Source organism: Raoultella sp. T31 (genome assembly GCF_002806725.1).
Lineage (GTDB): Bacteria > Pseudomonadota > Gammaproteobacteria > Enterobacterales > Enterobacteriaceae > Klebsiella > Klebsiella electrica.
Genome location: NZ_PIBO01000005.1, coordinates 145,084 through 160,695 on the forward strand (window position 1 = coordinate 145,084; position 15,612 = coordinate 160,695).

The 15,612-nt window shown below is 54.9% G+C and carries 16 protein-coding genes; 11 read left to right on the forward strand and 5 right to left on the reverse strand.

All coding sequences use genetic code 11. The features are described 5' to 3' along the window. Positions 1-162: 162 nt before the first annotated feature. Positions 163-1,272 carry an ABC transporter ATP-binding protein gene (locus CWM52_RS05510; protein ID WP_100683157.1) on the reverse strand — a complete coding sequence of 370 codons (1,110 nt, stop codon included), beginning with the start codon at positions 1,270-1,272 and terminating at the stop codon, positions 163-165. A gap of 354 nt (positions 1,273-1,626) precedes the next feature. Here CWM52_RS05510 and CWM52_RS05515 point away from each other — a divergent pair, with 354 nt between their 5' ends. The 6 genes from CWM52_RS05515 (at position 1,627) to CWM52_RS05540 (ending at position 8,828) form a co-directional block, all read left to right on the forward strand. Further along, positions 1,627-2,859: a maltodextrin ABC transporter substrate-binding protein gene (locus CWM52_RS05515; protein WP_100683158.1), complete on the forward strand. Its 1,233-nt coding sequence runs from the start codon at positions 1,627-1,629 to the stop codon at positions 2,857-2,859. Between the two features lie 120 nt (positions 2,860-2,979). Beyond that, positions 2,980-4,287, forward strand: coding sequence for a carbohydrate ABC transporter permease (locus CWM52_RS05520; protein ID WP_100683159.1), 1,308 nt, complete (start codon positions 2,980-2,982; stop codon positions 4,285-4,287). A 10-nt stretch (positions 4,288-4,297) separates the two neighbouring features. Next, positions 4,298-5,149, forward strand: coding sequence for a sugar ABC transporter permease (locus CWM52_RS05525; RefSeq protein WP_100683160.1), 852 nt, complete (start codon positions 4,298-4,300; stop codon positions 5,147-5,149). A gap of 4 nt (positions 5,150-5,153) precedes the next feature. Then, a complete protein-coding gene (locus CWM52_RS05530; protein ID WP_100683161.1) occupies positions 5,154-6,356 on the forward strand; it encodes a glycoside hydrolase family 53 protein in 1,203 nt (400 codons plus the stop codon). A 31-nt stretch (positions 6,357-6,387) separates the two neighbouring features. Continuing rightward, positions 6,388-8,445 (forward strand): beta-galactosidase, encoded by a 2,058-nt coding sequence (locus CWM52_RS05535; RefSeq protein ID WP_100683162.1) that lies wholly within the window; start codon positions 6,388-6,390, stop codon positions 8,443-8,445. Between the two features lie 68 nt (positions 8,446-8,513). After that, entirely contained in the window at positions 8,514-8,828 is a 315-nt protein-coding gene (locus CWM52_RS05540) for a glucose PTS transporter subunit EIIB (RefSeq protein ID WP_100683163.1), read from the forward strand. 134 nt (positions 8,829-8,962) lie between these two features. Here the strand turns inward: CWM52_RS05540 and CWM52_RS05545 are convergent, their stop codons facing one another. Next, positions 8,963-10,234 (reverse strand): maltoporin, encoded by a 1,272-nt coding sequence (locus tag CWM52_RS05545; protein ID WP_100683164.1) that lies wholly within the window; start codon positions 10,232-10,234, stop codon positions 8,963-8,965. A 269-nt stretch (positions 10,235-10,503) separates the two neighbouring features. Here CWM52_RS05545 and CWM52_RS05550 point away from each other — a divergent pair, with 269 nt between their 5' ends. The 3 genes from CWM52_RS05550 to ykgO all read left to right on the forward strand — a co-directional run bounded on the left by CWM52_RS05550 (position 10,504) and on the right by ykgO (position 12,098). Further along, positions 10,504-11,577: a LacI family DNA-binding transcriptional regulator gene (locus CWM52_RS05550; protein ID WP_100683165.1), complete on the forward strand. Its 1,074-nt coding sequence runs from the start codon at positions 10,504-10,506 to the stop codon at positions 11,575-11,577. A 117-nt stretch (positions 11,578-11,694) separates the two neighbouring features. Continuing rightward, the gene (locus CWM52_RS05555; RefSeq protein WP_100683166.1) at positions 11,695-11,958 is read left to right on the forward strand and encodes a type B 50S ribosomal protein L31; all 264 of its coding nucleotides are present in this window, start codon (positions 11,695-11,697) and stop codon (positions 11,956-11,958) included. After that, entirely contained in the window at positions 11,958-12,098 is a 141-nt protein-coding gene (gene ykgO / locus CWM52_RS05560; RefSeq protein ID WP_003859006.1) for a type B 50S ribosomal protein L36, read from the forward strand. The genes CWM52_RS05555 and ykgO overlap by 1 nt, the downstream gene beginning before the upstream one ends. Here the strand turns inward: ykgO and CWM52_RS05565 are convergent. Continuing rightward, the gene (locus CWM52_RS05565) at positions 12,095-12,805 is read right to left on the reverse strand and encodes a GNAT family N-acetyltransferase (protein ID WP_100683167.1); all 711 of its coding nucleotides are present in this window, start codon (positions 12,803-12,805) and stop codon (positions 12,095-12,097) included. The genes ykgO and CWM52_RS05565 overlap by 4 nt on opposite strands. A gap of 110 nt (positions 12,806-12,915) precedes the next feature. Between CWM52_RS05565 and CWM52_RS05570 the strand changes: the two genes are divergently transcribed. Then, on the forward strand, positions 12,916-14,361 hold the full coding sequence (locus CWM52_RS05570) for a PLP-dependent aminotransferase family protein (RefSeq protein ID WP_100683168.1): 1,446 nt from the start codon (positions 12,916-12,918) through the stop codon (positions 14,359-14,361). On the opposite strand, the gene CWM52_RS05575 is transcribed toward CWM52_RS05570, so the two are convergent. Continuing rightward, entirely contained in the window at positions 14,336-14,806 is a 471-nt protein-coding gene (locus tag CWM52_RS05575) for a YlaC family protein (RefSeq protein ID WP_100683169.1), read from the reverse strand. The two genes, CWM52_RS05570 and CWM52_RS05575, sit on opposite strands and share 26 nt — an antisense overlap. Between CWM52_RS05575 and CWM52_RS26685 the strand changes: the two genes are divergently transcribed. Continuing rightward, positions 14,800-14,934 carry a hypothetical protein gene (locus CWM52_RS26685; protein ID WP_224742582.1) on the forward strand — a complete coding sequence of 45 codons (135 nt, stop codon included), beginning with the start codon at positions 14,800-14,802 and terminating at the stop codon, positions 14,932-14,934. The genes CWM52_RS05575 and CWM52_RS26685 overlap by 7 nt on opposite strands. Here CWM52_RS26685 and maa read toward each other — a convergent pair. Beyond that, on the reverse strand, positions 14,906-15,472 hold the full coding sequence (gene maa, locus CWM52_RS05580) for a maltose O-acetyltransferase (protein ID WP_100683170.1): 567 nt from the start codon (positions 15,470-15,472) through the stop codon (positions 14,906-14,908). The genes CWM52_RS26685 and maa overlap by 29 nt on opposite strands. Positions 15,473-15,612: the final 140 nt, after the last annotated feature.

Consider the following 15,612-nt stretch of genomic DNA (forward strand, 5'->3'; position numbering starts at 1 on the left):
AATCACGACATGGCGCGGATATCGGGCTAACAGTGGATGATCCGCAGCGGTCGAGGCACTGAGCGGTGCGGATTAAAACGAGGGTTAAAGCTGGCATGCCAATAGCTTGCGTTATCAGCATCCAGGTTCAGCTTACAGCGTCATCATGACAGCCAGATGTTTTTAATGGGCATCCGGCGCCGTAATATCGGTACTGATCCGCAGATCGTTTTCATCGAAGACCATACAGAAGCGGTCGTCAAAGGCGACGTCGATTTTCTGCCACGGGCGGAAGTGCACATCGCCAGGCAGCAGAATTTTAACGTTGTCATGACCGTAGCACTGGCCGAACAGGTAGGTGTTGTTCCCCAGGCGTTCAACCACTTCACATTGAAACTCCACGACCGTACCGCTGCGCACATCGGTCGACAGATGTTCAGGGCGAATCCCCAGCGTCACCGCATCACCGGGTTTTAGCGGCGAGGTTGTGATATTCAGCGTCAGACTGTGTTGCTGCGCCATCTGCACGGTGAGCTGCCCCGGTTGCCAGGCGCTGACCGTGGCGGGCAGGAAGTTCATTTTCGGCGAGCCGATAAAACCGGCGACGAACCGGTTGACCGGGTTGTAGTACAGCGCCATCGGCGACCCCATCTGCTCGACTTTTCCGTAGTTCATCACCACGATTTTGTCGGCCAGGGTCATCGCTTCCACCTGATCGTGGGTGACATACACCATGGTGGTTTTCAGCTCATGATGCAGTTTGGCGATGTGCAGACGCATCTCGACGCGCAGCTCCGCATCGAGGTTTGAGAGCGGCTCATCAAACATAAACACCCGCGGGTTACGGACGATTGCGCGGCCGATAGCCACGCGCTGACGCTGGCCGCCGGAGAGCTGTTTCGGTTTGCGGTCCAGCAGATGGGTCAACTGCAGCGTTTTGGCCACCATTTCGACCTGACGACGAATTTCGTCCTTCGGCACTTTATTGACCTTCAGGCCATAGCCCATATTTTCCGCCACCGTCATGTGCGGATAGAGCGCATAGGACTGGAAAACCATAGCCACGCCGCGGTGGGCGGGCACCACATCATTCATCACCTCATCGCCGATCAGCACCTCGCCATCACTGACCTCCTCAAGCCCGGCAATCATCCGCAGCAGAGTCGATTTCCCACAGCCGGATGGCCCGACAAAGACCGCAAATTCACCGTCTTCGATATCAAGATTGACCTGGTGCAGCGTCACGGTCGTACCAAACCGTTTGGTGACATTCCTCAGTCGTATATTGGACATCAACATTCCCCGGGGTTAGTAAGCGTTATTTGCCGTTGGGATTAGGGTTGCAGCGGTTTTTTGTACTACGTGTAACAACCTGGCTGAACAATGCTCAACAGCACTGAAATCATGGGATGACTATAACTTCCAGTATTTTTGAGCCCTACATCGATGTTTCATTTCTGCAATCACGATCACACAACTGGTAGCTTTATGTAGTTTTATACGCCTTCAAAGCGTAACGTATAACAAATAAGGAAAATCTGTATTTAGCGTTGTAAGTCGCCATTTATCAGTTGATTCACATTCAGTGATAAATGAAGTCATCAAATGGGAACCAATAAATTGTTATACCTTCACATGAGGTTGATAATGAAAAAGAACATCCTTGCTGCACTTATCCTCACGACTCTGGCTGCCGGGCAGCTTGTCAGCCTGCAGGCTCACGCCGCCGGCCAGCTGAACGTCTGGGAAGACATCAAAAAATCCGCCGGGATTAAAGCCGCGATCGGCGATTTTGAAAAACAGTATGACGTTAAGGTCAACGTGCAGGAGATGCCCTATGCCCAGCAGCTGGAAAAGCTGCGCCTTGATGGCCCGGCCGGTATTGGCCCGGATGTGCTGGTTATCCCCAATGATCAGCTCGGAGGGGCGGTAGTGCAGGGGCTGCTGTCGCCGCTGACGCTGGATCAGGCGAAGCAGGAGGTATTCACCCCGGCGTCAATCAATGCCTTCCGGATGGATAACGTGCTGTATGGCGTGCCGAAAGCGGTGGAAACCCTGGTGCTGATTTACAACAAAGACCTGATCGACAAACCGCTGGATAGCCTGCAGGCGTGGTTCGACTATTCGAAAGCGCAGCGGGCGCAGAACAAATATGGCCTGCTGGCGAAGTTCGATCAGATCTATTACAGCTGGGGGGCGATTGGCCCGATGGGCGGCTATATCTTCGGCAAAAACGAGAAGGGCGGTTTTAACCCGCAGGACGTCGGTTTGAATAAGCCCGGCGCGGTCGAAGCCGTCACCTTCCTGAAAAAATTCTATAGCGACAAGGTCTTCCCGGCGGGGATCCTCGGTGATAACGGGCTGAACGCCATCGATTCGCTATTCACGGAGAAAAAAGCGGCGGCGGTGATCAACGGTCCATGGGCGTTCCAGCCGTACGAAGCAGCGGGGATTAACTACGGCGTTGCGCCGCTGCCGACGCTGCCAGACGGCAAACCGATGAGCTCGTTCCTTGGCGTAAAAGGTTACGTGGTGTCGACCTGGAGTAAAGACAAAGCGCTGGCGCAGCAGTTTATTGCGTTTATCAACCAGCCGCAGTACGTGAAGGCGCGCTATGTGGCAACCGGCGAGATCCCGGCGCTGAAAGCAATGATTGACGATCCGCTTATCAAGAATGACGAAAAAGCCAGCGCGGTGGCGGTGCAGTCCGCTCGCGCCACGGCGATGCCGGGGATCCCGGAAATGGGCGAAGTGTGGGGGCCGGCGAATGCGGCGCTGGAGCTCAGCCTGACCGGCAAACAGCCGCCGCAGGCGGCGCTCGATAATGCTGAGAAACAGATCAAGATGCAGATTGAGGCCATGCAGGCCAGCAACCAGTAATCGCGATGTCCGTCATTGTAAGGTGACAGGCGCGTTGGCCGCTGACCTGTTACCCGGATTATCAGGGCATAGATGTAAAGAAACGGGAGGAGGACCTCCCGTTTTCAGAAGGAGTGGTGTGTGATTATCAATCCCAGCGAAAATATTGCCGAGTCGCGCGGCGCAGGCCGCCATGCGTGGTGCGGCCTGCTGCTGGCTGTCGTGCCGGGTTTTGGCCAGTTTTATCATCGCCAGTGGCTGAAGGGGCTTGTCTTCCTGGTTCTGCTGAGCAGTTTCATGGGGGTTTTTTATGACTTCCTGCAGGAAGGGCTGTGGGGGCTCTACACCCTGGGTGAGGAAGTCCCGCGGGATAACTCTATTTTCCTGTTGGCAGAAGGGATCATCAGCGTTTTGATCGTCGCTTTCGGCCTGCTCATTTACTCTCTTTCGCTGCGCGACGCCTGGGTTAACGGCAAAAAGCGCGATGAAGGCATGGCGCTGAACAGCGTGCGCAAACAGTATCAGATGCTGTTAAACCAGGGGTTTCCCTATCTGATGATCAGCCCCGGTTTTATTCTGCTGGTGTTCGTCGTCATCTTCCCGATTCTCTTTGGCTTTGCCATCGCGTTTACTAACTACAACCTCTACCACACGCCGCCGGCGAAGCTGGTGGACTGGGTGGGTTTTAAAAACTTTATTAATATTTTCACGCTCTCTATCTGGCGCACGACCTTCTTTGACGTGCTGCAGTGGACGGTGGTGTGGACGCTGCTGGCGACGACCCTGCAATGCACCGTCGGAGTGCTGCTGGCCATCCTGGTGAACCAGAAAGATCTGCGTTTTAAACCGATGATTCGCACCATTTTTATCCTGCCGTGGGCGGTTCCGGGTTTTGTCACTATCCTGGTGTTTGCGGGGATGTTCAACGACTCGTTTGGGGTGATCAACAACGCGATTCTGTCGTTCTTCGGCATTGGCCCGAAGGCGTGGCTGACCGATCCGTTCTGGACGAAAACCGCGCTGATTATAATGCAGACCTGGCTGGGCTTTCCGTTTGTTTTCGCCATGACCACCGGCGTGCTGCAGGCGATTCCTGACGATCTTTATGAAGCCGCGACCATGGACGGCGCCAGCGCGTTTACCCGCCTGCGGACCATTACATTGCCGCTGGTGCTGTACTCGATCGCGCCGATCATTATCACCCAGTACACCTTCAACTTTAACAACTTCAACATCATTTACCTGTTCAACAACGGCGGGCCAGCGGTCGCCGGTTCGAACGCCGGCGGGACCGATATTCTGGTGTCGTGGATCTACAAACTGACGATGTCGTCTTCGCAATATGCCATTGCGGCGACCATTACTATCCTGCTGTCGATCTTTGTCGTCGGCCTGGCACTGTGGCAGTTCCGCGCCACCAAATCTTTCAAAAACGACGACATGGCGTAAGGGAAGCAACATGGCTAAATCATCCAGTATTAAACGCGAAAAGTGGATTCGCCTGTCACTCACCTGGCTGATTGTTATCCTGGTCTCGGTGGTGATTATCTATCCGCTGGTCTGGACCGTCGGCGCGTCGCTGAATGCCGGAAACAGCCTGCTCAGCACCTCGATTATTCCGGAAAACCTGTCATTCCAGCACTATGCCGACCTGTTCAACGGCAATGTGAACTACCTGACCTGGTACTGGAACTCGATGAAAATCAGCTTCATGACCATGGCGCTGACCTTAATCAGCGTCAGTTTTACCGCCTACGCTTTTTCCCGCTTTCGTTTCAAAGGGCGGCAGAACGGACTGATGTTGTTCCTGCTGCTGCAGATGATCCCGCAGTTTTCTGCGCTGATTGCAATCTTCGTGCTCTCGCAGCTGCTGGGGTTGATCAACAGCCATCTGGCGCTGGTGCTGATCTACGTTGGCGGCATGATCCCGATGAATACCTGGCTGATGAAAGGCTATCTCGACGCGATCCCCAAAGATCTGGATGAGTCGGCAAGAATGGATGGCGCCAGCAGCTTCCGCATTTTCTTCGAGATAATCATGCCGCTGTCAAAGCCGATTCTCGCGGTGGTGGCGCTGTTTTCATTCACCGGTCCGCTGGGCGATTTTATTTTGTCGAGCACCATTCTGCGCACGCCGGACAAATACACGCTGCCGATCGGCCTGTACAACCTGGTCGCGCAAAAAATGGGCGCCAGCTATACCACCTACGCGGCGGGAGCGGTGCTGATTGCCGTACCGGTCGCGATTCTCTACCTGGCATTACAAAAATACTTTGTTTCCGGCCTGACCTCTGGCAGTACAAAAGGATAACCCCATGAAAAGATTAACACCCGCCTTGCTTGCTGTTTGTCTGGCATGCAGTTTTTCCCCTGCTGTTCTGGCCGCCGAGGCGCTGCAAACGCGCGCATTCCGCGCGTTGCCTGCAGATTTTATTAAAGGCGCAGATATCTCCACGCTGCTGGATGCGGAAAAACACGGGGCAAAGTTTTATAACCACAATAACCAACTGCAGGATCCGCTCGCTATTTTGCGGGCCGACGGCGTGAACTATGTTCGTCTGCGCCTGTGGGTCGACCCGAAAGATGCGCAGGGGCAGGGCTACGGCGGTGGTGATAACGATCTGGCGGCGACGCTGGCGCTGGCGAAACGGGCAAAAGCGCAGGGTATGAAGCTGCTGCTGGATTTCCACTACAGCGATTTCTGGACCGATCCGGGTAAACAATTCAAGCCGAAAGCCTGGGAAAACATGGATTATCCGCAGCTGAAAACGACTATCCACGACTATACCCGTGACACCATCGCCCGCTTTAAGCAGGAAGGCGTTCTGCCGGATATGGTGCAGATTGGCAATGAGATAAATGGCGGCATGCTGTGGCCGGAAGGCAAAAGCTGGGGTCAGGGCGGCGGCGAATTTGACCGTCTGGCTGGCCTGCTGAATGCGGCCATCGACGGCCTGAAAGAGAATCTGCGCAATGGCGAGCAGGTGAAAATCATGCTTCATCTGGCGGAAGGCACTAAGAACGATACCTTCCGCTGGTGGTTTGATGAAATCAGTAAGCGCAACGTGCCGTACGACATCATTGGCCTGTCGATGTACACCTACTGGAACGGCCCGATTAGCGCGCTGAAAGCGAATATGGATGATATCAGCAAGCGCTATAACAAAGAGGTGATCGTCGTGGAGGCCGCCTATGCCTATACCCTGGAAAATTGCGACAACGCGGAAAACAGTTTCCAGGCCAAAGAAGAAAAAGAGGGCGGTTATCCGGCCACGGTACAGGGGCAATATAATTATATTCACGATTTAATGCAGGCCGTTGCCGATGTTCCTGACCAGCGCGGGAAAGGTATTTTTTATTGGGAACCGACCTGGATCGCTGTGCCGGGAAATACCTGGGCCACGCCAGCGGGTATGAAATATATCCACGATGAATGGAAGCAGGGTAATGCCCGGGAAAATCAGGCGTTGTTTGATTGCCAGGGGAAAGTATTACCTTCAGCGAAAGTTTTTAATTAATCGTTAAGTTTTATACTTCAGGATGTTTATTATGAATAAATTTGCGCCTTTGAGTCCGAAGGTCAATGCATTATTGCATGGCGCTGACTATAACCCGGAACAGTGGGAGAATTATCCCGGTATTATCGATCAGGATATTACCATGATGCAGCAGGCTAAATGCAACGTCATGTCGGTGGGGATTTTCAGCTGGGCCAAACTTGAACCTCAGGAAGGCGTATTTGAATTTGGCTGGCTGGACAGCATTCTGGATAAGCTATATGCCGCCGGCATTCACGTATTTCTGGCTACGCCAAGCGGCGCGCGCCCGGCCTGGATGTCGCAGGCCTATCCGCAGGTGTTACGGGTGGGGCGCGACCGGGTACCGGCGCTGCACGGTGGACGGCATAACCACTGTATGACGTCACCGGTGTACCGTGAGAAGGTTTTTAAAATCAACAGCCTGCTGGCGGAACGCTATGCGCAGCATCCGGCGGTGCTCGGCTGGCATATTTCCAATGAATATGGCGGAGATTGCCATTGTGAACGCTGTCAGGCGCGCTTTCGCGACTGGCTGAAAGCGCGCTATCAAACGCTGGAAAACCTTAATCACGCCTGGTGGAGCGCTTTCTGGAGCCACACCTACAGCGACTGGTCGCAGATTGAATCGCCGGCACCGCAGGGCGAAGTGTCCATTCACGGGCTGAACCTCGACTGGCGCCGCTTTAATACGGCGCAGGTCACGGACTTCTGCCGCCATGAGATTGCTCCGCTGAAGGCAGCGAATGCCGACCTGCCGGTGACCACCAACTTCATGGAGTATTTCTACGATTACGACTACTGGCAGCTGGCGCCGGCGCTGGACTTTATCTCCTGGGACAGCTACCCGATGTGGCATCGCGACAAAGATGAAACCGCGCTGGCCTGCTATACCGCGATGTACCATGACATGATGCGCAGCCTGAAGGGCGGCAAGCCGTTCGTGCTGATGGAATCAACGCCGAGCGCCACCAACTGGCAGCCGACCAGTAAATTGAAAAAGCCGGGGATGCATATTCTCTCCTCAATGCAGGCGGTCGCCCACGGCGCGGATTCGGTTCAGTACTTTCAGTGGCGTAAGAGCCGTGGCTCGGTGGAGAAATTCCACGGCGCGGTCATTGACCACGTCGGGCACCTGGATACCCGCGTCGGCCGCGAAGTCAGCCGGCTGGGAGAGATGCTCAGCCGCCTGCCGGGCGTGGTTGGCTGTCGCACCGACGCCAAAGTGGCGATTATTTTTGACCAGCAAAACCGCTGGGCGCTGGATGATGCGCAGGGCCCGCGTAATCTCGGGATGGAGTATGAAAATACCGTTAATGAACACTATCGGCCATTCTGGGAGCAGGGCATTGCGGTCGATATCATCGATGCCGATGGCGATCTGAGCGCCTACCAGCTGGTCATTGCCCCGATGCTGTATATGGTTCGCGACGGCTTTGCCGCGCGCGCCGAAGCGTTTGTCGCCAGCGGGGGACATCTGGTGACCACCTACTGGACGGGAATCGTCAATGAGTCCGACCTTTGCCATTCTGGCGGTTTCCCGGGACCGCTGCGCAACCTGCTGGGGATTTGGGCGGAGGAGATTGATTGCCTGAATGACGGCGAGCGCAATCTGGTACAGGGGCTGGCAGGCAATGAAGGCGGATTACAGGGGCCGTATCAGGTGCGCCATCTGTGCGAGCTGATTCATGCCGAAAGCGCCCGGCCGCTGGCCACCTATCGTGATGATTTCTATGCCGGTCGCCCGGCGGTTACCGTCAATCATTTCGGCAAGGGGAAGGCCTGGCATGTCGCCTCACGCAACGACCTGGCTTTCCAGCGCGATTTCTTCGCGGTCATCAGCCGGGAGCTGGCCTTACCGCGGGCGCTCGACAGCGAGCTTCCGCCGGGCGTGGTCGCGACGGCACGTACCGATGGCGAAACGACCTATGTTTTCTTGCAAAACTACAGCGCGCAGCAGCACAGCGTCAGCCTGCCGCAGGGCTATCAGGACAGTTTATCCGGCGCGGACATGAGCGCGCCGTTAACTTTAACGGCGTGGGACTGTCGTATTCTCAGTCGTAAAGCGTAATCACCGCGTTATCCGAGCCTGCTCCTGCGAGCAGGCTTTTTTTACCTTGATATTATCAGGAGTGCATGATGGTCAGTTTAAAATCCTTTTTGCATTATTTCGCTCAGCCTCGCCAACCGGTGCCGTTAAGCGATGTTGAAAAGCAACAGCTACAGGATTTAATTCAGGCATTTGGTGGGGAGGGAAATATTGTTAATGTCGACGCCTGTATTACGCGTTTGCGGGTCACAGTGAATAATCTGGCGATCGTCGATTCGCAGGCGCTACAGCAGCAAGGGGCGCTGGGTGTAATTATTCTCGGGCAACAGGTGCACGCTATTTTCGGCAAGCAGTCTGATGCTCTGCGTCAACTATTAGATGAGCACTTTACCAGCCATAAATAATAAATAAAAAGGGATAGCTCAATATTGAGTTATCCCAAAAATAAGACAAAGAAAACAATGGCAATAATCATTACCGGAGGGTAATTACGACCTTACAACTGGAGATAACACAGGTTCAGATAACCAGATTCCTCTTACCACCAGGCTTCGACCTGGACACCGAAGTTCCACGTATTGCTGGCGGTTCTATCGTCAAACGGTTTGCCGTTCTCTGAATCATTGAGATAGGAGGCGAAAATACGTAATTCCGGGCGTGACATAAAGTCCGGGCCATCGGCCAGACCCAGCGCAATGGTGTATTTCTCGCCGGCTTGTTTGTAGTCGGTATTGTTTTTATAGCTGTCTTTCTGGTAGAAACCGCCGACCTCGCCAATCAAACGGACATACTCGGTGAACTGATACTGTCCGCGTGCGACCAGAGAGAGCAAGCGCGTTTTGTTGGTGTAGTCGGTGATGTCGTCGGCGGAGCCCCAGGTCAACACATGGTTAATCGAGAATTTGTCGGTGATCGGAATCAGGCCGGTGTTGATCACGCGATAGCCGGTGGCATCGTTGACATAGTTCCACATGTCGTACCAACCGCCGCCCTGGGAGACCATGTTCTGCGCCAGCCCTTTATTCGCATACTGCAGAACCAGCTTGTTGTAACCGCCCAGCATATCCTGGCTGATTTCACCGGTCAGCATCACGCCGTTTTCGGCATCGTACAGCCCGCCGTAGCTATCCTGTTTTTTGGTGGTGTTAGGCATCGCGTAGTCGATACCAAATTCGGTCCAGGCGCCGGACCACGGTTTCCAGCCCGCATAGCGCAGATCGACATAGTTGATATTGACGTTGCTGTCGCCATCGACGCGGTAATCAACGTCGTTCGCGTCACCGCGGAGCCAGGCAAGTGAAACGGCGCCTGGGCCTAAGCTGTAGTTTTCGACCCCGGCGCCGGAACCGGAGATGTTCCAGTATTTGGTATCGATGATGTGCAGATCGTGGCGCTGGTAGTAGCGCTTACCGCCCCAAATGACCGCATTCGGATCGCCGGGGATCAGCCCTTTTATCTGCAGGTTCAGCTGACGCAGGCCAAACTGCGCATCGTCATTGCGGGTGGTTTCGTTATCGTTAGAACCGTCAGAGACCATGCTGACCATGCTATCGAGATAGAAGCTGACGTCGTCCTTCTTGTACACCTCGGAACCCAGCTCCAGTTCGCCATAGGTATCGGATTCGTTACCCAGGCGACCAATTTTGTTTTTTTGCCATTCGGCCAGGCTGCCATCCCCGGAGACCCCAACTCCGGCACGCATATAACCATGAAAATCGATTCCAGGAACAGAGGCGGAAGCCGCAAGCACGGATGGTGAAATCAGCGCGGCGGCCAACGCAACAGAGACTGTGCGCAGCGTAGTGTTCATGTCTATCCTCTTATTGTTTTGTATTACGTTCACATTAACGATGTCATGAAATGCCTAAATGTAACGACAGGCAATTTAATGATTGCGATAGTGTGATTAAGTGCAAATAAAATGACGTAATTTGTTACGGTAAGTGAGTCCATTCACAATTTGATGTATTGTGAGCGTAATACTTTTTATTGTCTTTTTTAGTGAGGGAACGTTGCGGGGCGCGTTTTTTCAAATAGCCCCTGTTACAATCCAGGGATAACAACATAAGGAACCGGACCATGAAGTCGAAAAGCGCAACCTTAGAAGATGTCGCGCGTCACGCAGGCGTCTCCTATCAGACCGTGTCCAGGGTGCTCAATAAATCTGCCAATGTATCCGAGGCCACGCGTCGTAAGGTGGAGAAATCCATCGAGCTATTGCGGTATGTCCCTAACCGCCTGGCGCAGCAGCTGGTGGGCAAGCAAAGCCGGACCGTCGGTCTGGTGACGATTTCACTGTCGTTGCACGCGCCTTCTCAGGTTGCCGCAGCGGTAAAACGCTATGCGAACGTGGAAGGTTATCAGGTATTAATCTCGATGATTGATGAGAGCGTCAATCAAAGTATTCAGGAATCCATCAATGAGCTGAAGTCTCAGCTGGTTGATAAGGTCATTATCAACGTGCCTCTGGAGACCGAACAGGCCCAGAAAATCGCGGCTGACAACGATGATATCGTTTGTCTCTTTCTCGATGTCGATCCCTACAGCTCCGTGTTTAACGTTTCGTTTAATCCGGCTGACGGCACCCGCGCGAGCGTCAAATATCTGTATGAAATGGGCCATCGGGAGATTGCGCTGCTGGCCGGGCCGGAAAGCTCGGTCTCGGCGACATTACGCCTGAAGAGCTGGATGGAGACGCTGGCAGGGTACGGGCTGCTGCCGGTGACGGTGATTCGCGGTAACTGGGATGCGCAGAGCGGCTATGCGGGCGCGCTGCAGATGTTGCGTGAGACGCCGAAATTTACGGCGGTGCTGGTGGGGAATGACCAGATGGCGCTGGGGGTACTGAGCGCGTTTCATCAGCATCAGGTGCCGATTCCCGGCGAAAAATCGGTGATTGGCTACGATGATACCTATGAAAGCTCGTTCTTCTACCCGGCGCTGACGACCGTCTCGCTGGATCTCGATTTGCAGGGCAAAGAGGCGGTACGCCGCATTCTTGATAGCGGCGATGGCGAAACGTCGCATACCTCCTCAATCCTGCCTGCCCGGCTGGTCGTGCGTCACTCTACCGGGCCAAGAACGGAGCAGGGGAAAAATCTACAGGCGATTGCAGAACAGCTGCGCGCGCTTGCCTATCAACTGAATCCTTAATCTCTGACGGGCGGTTTGCGCCGCTCGACTTTTCATCCCTTCGCTTCTCATGGTTGATCTTTGTCTTTTTGCGGCGTAACCTTGTTGTTATGTTATAACATATCTGTCGAGGTTATCATGAAAGACAATATCCATCCCCATTACCGTACCGTTGTGTTCCATGACACCAGCGTGAATGAATATTTTAAAGTGGGATCGACAATCAAGACCGAGCGCGTGATTGAACTGGACGGGGAGACCTATCCCTATGTCACCCTCGATGTGTCGTCCAAATCGCACCCGTACTACACCGGTAAGCAGAAAGCCCTCAACAGCGAAGGCAGCACTGCACGTTTCCGCCAGCGCTTCGGCGGCTTTATTGATGCTAAAAGGAACTCATAATGCAGGTACTTAACTCATTGCGCAGTGCGAAACAGCGCCACCCGGACTGTCAGATTGTGAAACGCAAAGGGCGGCTGTACGTTATCTGCAAAAGCAATCCTCGCTTTAAAGCCGTGCAGGGACGCAAGAAGAGACGCTAGTCAGCCGACGTGCGCAAGCTCTCCAGCGTGGCGCGCTGCTGACCATCGGGGCTAAAGTTCTCGCTGTCCAGCCATCGTTGCATCGCTTTATCAATCAGCGGCCACTCGCTGTCGATTATCGAAAACCAGTCGGTATCGCGGTTGTGGCCCTTTATCACTAACGCCTGACGAAAACGCCCCTCAAAGCGAAACCCCAATCGTTGCGCCGCCCGGCGCGAAGGTTCGTTCAGGCTATTACATTTCCACTCATAGCGGCGATAGCCGAGGGTATCGAAAACATAGCGCATCAGTAACCACTGGGCTTCCGTCGCCATTGCGGTCCGGCTGAGCAGCGGTGAGAAGTGCACGTGCCCGACTTCAATCACGCCGTTTTGGGCATCAATACGCATTAGCGCCAGGGAGCCGACGGGCTGCCGGGTCCGTTCATCCACGACGGCGAAATGGAGCGGGTCGCTGAGTTTTTCTACGCTGGCTATCCAGGCGCTGAACGTCTCAACGCAGCTGTCCGGCTCGCGCAATAACCACGTCCAGCTCCGGGTATCCGGAGCCCGTTGATGCGCGGCAAAGAGCGCGCTGGCGTGAGCGGGCGTCAGCGGCTCGAGGCGGCAGTAGCGCCCCTGCAGAATCTGACGTTGCGGAAATGGACGCGGCTGCCAGTCGGGCAGGGCCTGGCCAACGGGTTGTCCGAACGAATTATGGTGATGCATGGGGGCTCCTTGTCTGCGGAAATCTGCGGGAATAACGTGAGACTAAAGTTTTACTGGTTCCATAAAAAGAGCCACAAAGGTATGTTTTTATGGTGCCACGAGGAGCCGCGATGAATATTCCTGATGATGCTTTCTTCACACTACTGGAACACACCTTGTCCCGGCGAGGTCATGACACTCTCCAGCGCACGCTGTATCGCGCGCTGCGCGAGGCGATTTTGCAGGAGGCGCTGGCAGGCGGTAGCCGGTTGCCGGGGGCGCGGGTTATCGCGACGCGGCTCAATCTGTCGCGTAATACGATTAACGGGGCGCTGGAGCAGCTGACCATGGAAGGCTACCTGCAGCGCAGCCGTCAGGGGACCTATGTGGCGACGCTGACCGCCGAGCGGGAGGGGCTACCGCTTACCATTGCGCTGCCGGAGCGGCTGCTCGCGCTACCTCCCGGCACCCGTCGCGATTCGCCGACGCTGGCATTTACTCCCGGCACGCCGGCGATTAACTATTTTCCTCTGCCGATCTGGCGGCGGTTGCTCGACAAGGTGCTGCGCGAAGAGGGTTGCGCGCTGCTGGGTTATGGAGAGGCGGCCGGGGAATTCGCGCTGCGGCAGGCGATTGTCCGCCATCTGGCGTTATCTCGCGGGATCCGCTGCGATGCCCGGCAAATCGTGATTACCGAAGGCGCGCTCGAAGGGGTGAACCTCTGTAGCCATTTGCTGAGCGTGGCGGGTGATACTGCATGGGTTGAGGAGCCGGGATATCCCGGCGCGAAGAGCGTATTTCTGAAAGCCGGGTTACGGATAAAAGGGATGCCGGTAGACAGCGAAGGGATGCGTCCGGAGATGGACGAGAACCCGCCGCCGCGGCTGATTTTTACCTCACCGTCGCATCAGTATCCCTGCGGCGCAGTGATGAGCGCAGGCAGGCGTCTGGCGCTGCTGGAATATGCCCGCCAGCATGATGCATGGATCGTTGAGGATGATTACGATAGCGAGTTTCGCTATAGCGGTGAACCGGTTCCGGCCATGTCAGGGATGATGAAACAGGCGCCGGTGGTTTATATCGGCACCTTCAGCAAGACGCTGTTTCCGGCGCTGCGCATTGGTTTCGTGGTGATGCCTCCCGCCCTGGCGCAAGCCGCTCAGGGATTCGTGGGATCGCTGCTGCGTGGCGGTCACCGGGCTGAACAGCGAGCGCTGGCGTTGTTTATCGAAGAGGGGCATTACGCGCGTCATCTGGCGGCGATGCGCCGCTTGTATCGCCGGCGGCAGCTGCAGCTTCGCGAGGTGCTGGCGGCGGAGCTGACGCAACCTTTTACTCTTCTCGGTGGCGAGGGGGGACTGCACCTGACGTTGGCTATTGACGGGATAGACGATGGGGCGGTGGTTGAGCAGGCGCGGCAGTATCAACAGGCACCGGCGGCATTAAGCCGGTTCTACCTTGATACACAACGGGCGCGAAGCGGGCTGGTGCTGGGGTATGGCAATACGTCCGCCTCGCATTTTGGCCCTGCGGTGCGGACGTTGAATCGTCTTATCGAGCGGTATCGACGCGGGTGAGGCTAAAGATATCGTAGAACGAGAGTTGACCTTTCGTCGCCACCATTTTTTGGAGCCGGGTTTTCTGCTCGCCGGCTACGCGAGGCGACTGCATAATGCGTTCGATCAGCTGCTGAGGGACGTATCGCGTGTTGTACCACTCCCCGTTGTAGCAAACGCGAAAATCCAGGACATCGATATCTTCGTAGCGGTAGCGCGGGTAGACGTCAAAAAAGAAGAAACCGTTGAACAGGGCGAACAGCACCACCAGTAGCCAAACCGAATCGGCCAGCGTTTCCGATGTCACCATGACCACGAACGTCGCCAGGAATGCGGCGTACATTGCAACGAACAGCCACGGATGATTGCGAATAAAACTGATACTAAAGCGCGGACGGTTGTCGCGCTTCTCTTTCACATTGAGCTCATCAATCGTGTTGGTCAGCAGCTGCTGTATTTCTGTCATCTTGGTCCCCGAATTCTGCTAAGGCTCAGCCTGAAGGCTATTTTATGTTGCAGGAATCTCTCAGGAAAGTAACAGATCAGTTGCGGAAAAGCATAACAGTTACGCTTTTTGCGCTGTCAGCATCTTGATGATTTGCGCCGGGTTGCCGCCAACCACGGCATTGGCCGGAACATCTTTCACGACCACGGCGCCGGAGGCAATGACTGCATTATCGCCGATGGTTATTCCGGGGTTAATGACCGCCCGGCCGCCAATCCACACATTATGGCCGATAGTCACGGGTTTGCCGTATTCTTTACCGCTGTTGCGTTCGGCGGCATCTAATGGATGCGTGGCGGTATAGATATGTACGCCGGGCGCCAGCATGCAATTATCACCGATATGAATCGGGCAGACATCAAGCATTACGCAATCAAAGTTTGCGTAGAAACTGGCGCCGAGGAAAATATTGTAACCATAATCACAGCGGAAAGTGGGTTCAATATAAGCATCGCTCGCCTGGCCAAACAGTTCAGTCAGGCATATTTTCCGCCATTCGCGCTCGTCAGGCGCCGAATGGTTGTAGCGATGCAGCAATTGTCTGGCGCGCAGGCGGTCTGCCCGAAGCGTGGCATCACCTGCCCGATACAGTTCACCGGCGATCATTTTACGTTTCTCTTCACTCATGCTGCTTTCCTGATTAAGGTGGACAGGCGTCATAGTATAAAAAAGAAACCGGTTTCATGAGCGCATTTTGCTGACTTATGCGAGTAATCTCACAATTATATCCAGTGCAGGGGAGGGCCCGGTTAATCATCTGACTGACA